This is a genomic window from Brachyspira sp., from assembly GCF_050873525.1.
GTDB lineage: Bacteria > Spirochaetota > Brachyspiria > Brachyspirales > Brachyspiraceae > Brachyspira.
This window is the reverse complement of sequence record NZ_JBNMIZ010000273.1, coordinates 1-2,949: the sequence shown is the minus strand read 5'-3', so window position 1 is coordinate 2,949 and position 2,949 is coordinate 1. Positions and strand designations below refer to the sequence as shown.

The window sequence follows — 2,949 nt, the reverse complement described above, 5'->3', positions numbered from 1 at the left end:
TTAAGTAAATAGTTTATTATTTTTAATTATAATTTTTAATAAAATAAAATTGAATTATATAGACTTAAAAAAAGATTTTTTTAAAATTTTTTTAATTTTTTTTTCTAAAAAGACTTGACAAACGCATTTTTATTTATTATACTATAAGCATTAAGAAAAGGCGACTTGCATATGGAAAATTTGAAATTTAGTCACTATACTATACTATACTATACTATACTATACTATACTATACTATACTATACTATACTATAAATCTGCTCTTTTCATTTAATTCTGTATTTTTTATTTTAACATTATATTTACTCTTTAAATATTTATCGAACGGCTGTTTTTCATTAGTCCGCTATTTTTATATTTTCATTTCTAAAATTTCTAAACTGATAATTAGCGTTTACTTTTATTTATTTAATTTAAACGCTTTTTATAAAAAATATTTTATTTTTAGGGGGATATTTCCTATGAAGAAGTTTTTAACTATTACATTTTTTGCCTTGATTTCAAGTCAAATCTTCGGCTTCTATGGTAATGGTAACGGAGGAAGAGGGTTTATCGACTTTCTTGTGGACAGGGACCAATTAAGGGTTAGAGGCAACCATATTGGTTTTGTAGCAGGGACCTCAAATTTTAGAGTCGGTTTTGGTTTCGGAGTCGATACTGGAGGCGTAATCTTAACTAGCTTTACTAACAATGGAAGCGCGGATAATAAGATTGCAAGTTATTTTAAGCCTTCGGTTGCATTGGTTATGGGCTATAAATCGGACTTTATAAGCGTTGGATTAGGCTATAACTTTCAGAGCCTTGATAAAGATTATATGGTTCATACTCCCGCTTTTATGTTAACGGCTTTAGAAAATACTTTTAGATTAAGTATTCCTGTTTCTATAGGCGCTGGAGCAAACAGATTAAAAAATACTTCCGCAGTATCTACGATTATAGAAGCGAGATATTATTTAAAGACTTGGCTCAATCATTTCCGTTTATATCTTTTATACGGCAATTCAAAGAACGCGGATAATCCAGATAATAAAAATATTTATGAGCGAAAAGAATCGTTTGGTTTTGACGCGAGAGCCTATTTCTTTCATGATACGGGAAGAGGTTTGACTATCTGGCCCTATTTGCGAATAGCTTACGATACTGCTTTGAAAACTGAAAATAATGACGGTTCTACAAAAAGCAAAACTGACGGAGATAACTTTTTTATAACGGCTTTTGGAAATGCGGCAAGAGGAGAATTAGGCGGCGGTTATATAGCCTCTATTCCTGGTCAAGGCACTGGCGAAACGACTACTTTTAAAAGTCCTTATAGAGTAGGTATAACTTTGCCCGTTATGTTTGTGGCTTCTTCCGATTATGTTAGTCTCATTCTTGAGCCTTCTTTAAGCCTAACTATAATTGGTGCAAAAGAGATTAACGCTAATAGCGTAATTAAAAATGGAGTTTATTATACTTTAGGATATGTAATGTATGCGGAAATATTCTTAACTCCTATACCCGAATTAGAATTCTGGTTTGCGCTTCAAGGCGGCGGAATGACAAGATGGGGAATAATGAACGCTAAAAGCGGCGCTGGCGTGTTGGTTGATGCGGCTTCGGGAATAAACTGGTATTTCTAGGGGCATCATTGTTTTTTTCTCTTTACATATAAATCATAGGACTATCTATAATTCGGATAGTTCTATGTTATTATAAAATTATAAAGGGCTAAAAAATAACGGTATTAAGGATTATTTTCTTTTAAGTTATTTTGATATTGACAAATGGGATTGAATTATATAGGATTTTAATAAATTTAAATGAATTAAAAAAATAAAAATTAAGGATTTAACATGTTTTTTGATTTAAGTTTAGACAAGTTGAAAGAGTATAAAGGCAGCTCTGAAGAACCTAAAGATTTCGATTCTTTTTGGGAAAGAACCTTAAAAGAAAATTCGCATGACTCTGACGCTAAATACGAACTAAAGAATAATTATTATTTAAAATTATTCGACACTTGGGAAGTTAATTTTGCTGGTTTCGGCGGTAATCGTATATACGGCTGGTATATTGCCCCAAAAGATTCCAAAGGAAAAAAATTGACTTGCATAATGCAGTATCCGGGTTATGGCGGAGGAAGAGATTTTCCTTTTAAGTATTTGATGTATCCGTCCGCTGGTTATTCAACTTTCGTTATGGAAGCGAGAGGGCAGGGAGCTGAAGGAATAACGAACGGAGGAAACTTGACTTATGACCCTTCGAGTTATGGACCGCATTCTGACGGCTTTATGACGAAAGGAATACTTAATAAAGACGAATACTATTACAGAAGAGTATTTATAGATTCCGTTAAGGCAGTTGAGGCGGCTAAACAGCATGAGCTAACCGACAAAATCGTAATAAGCGGAGTAAGTCAGGGAGGCGGTATGTCTATCGCGGCTACGGCTTTATCGGGTTTACTAAATATAAAAATCGAGGCTTCTTTGATAGATGTTCCTTTTTTATGCGATTTTAGAAGAGCCACGACTATTGTAGACAGCGACCCTTATCGTCAAATAGCAAGATTTTGTATAGCCGAGCGAACTAAAGAGCAGCAGGTATTTGAAACTCTATCCTATTTTGACGGAGTATTTTTATCCAAAAGATGCAAAACTAAAGCTTTATTTTCAACGGCTTTAATGGATATGATATGTCCGCCGTCTACCGTATTTGCCGCTTATAATAATTATGCGGGAGAAAAAAATATTGAAGTATATACTTTCAACGGGCATGAAGGAGGCGATAACGAACATAATCAGAAAAAATTGACTTTTTTAAATAAGCATGGAATTTAAAAAATTAAAAAAGATTGAAATGCCTCTTGCTAAAAGCTTTACTCTATAGAGGATGGTATAAGCCACAGCGGAGGCTTGAAATAATTGACTATGTTTTATATTTTTATTTATAGTTATTAAAATAAATACTTGACAT

2 protein-coding genes are annotated in these 2,949 nt (G+C 33.0%); both read left to right on the top strand.

The genetic code is table 11. The features are described from left to right. The first annotated feature begins 461 nt into the window (after positions 1 to 461). Positions 462 to 1,619, top strand: a complete 1,158-nt coding sequence (locus ACR0QS_RS12435; RefSeq protein WP_432633771.1) for a hypothetical protein — start codon at positions 462 to 464, stop codon at positions 1,617 to 1,619. Between the two features lie 213 nt (positions 1,620 to 1,832). Continuing rightward, complete coding sequence (locus ACR0QS_RS12430; RefSeq protein WP_432633770.1) at positions 1,833 to 2,813, top strand: acetylxylan esterase; 981 nt, start codon at positions 1,833 to 1,835, stop codon at positions 2,811 to 2,813. Positions 2,814 to 2,949 lie beyond the last annotated feature (136 nt).

Bases quoted from the DNA above. Each gene is read 5' to 3' on its own strand.
- ACR0QS_RS12435 (WP_432633771.1), top strand. From the start codon at position 462: ATGAAGAAGTTTTTAACTATTACATTTTTTGCCTTGATTTCAAGTCAA.
- ACR0QS_RS12430 (WP_432633770.1), top strand. From the start codon at position 1,833: ATGTTTTTTGATTTAAGTTTAGACAAGTTGAAAGAGTATAAAGGCAGC.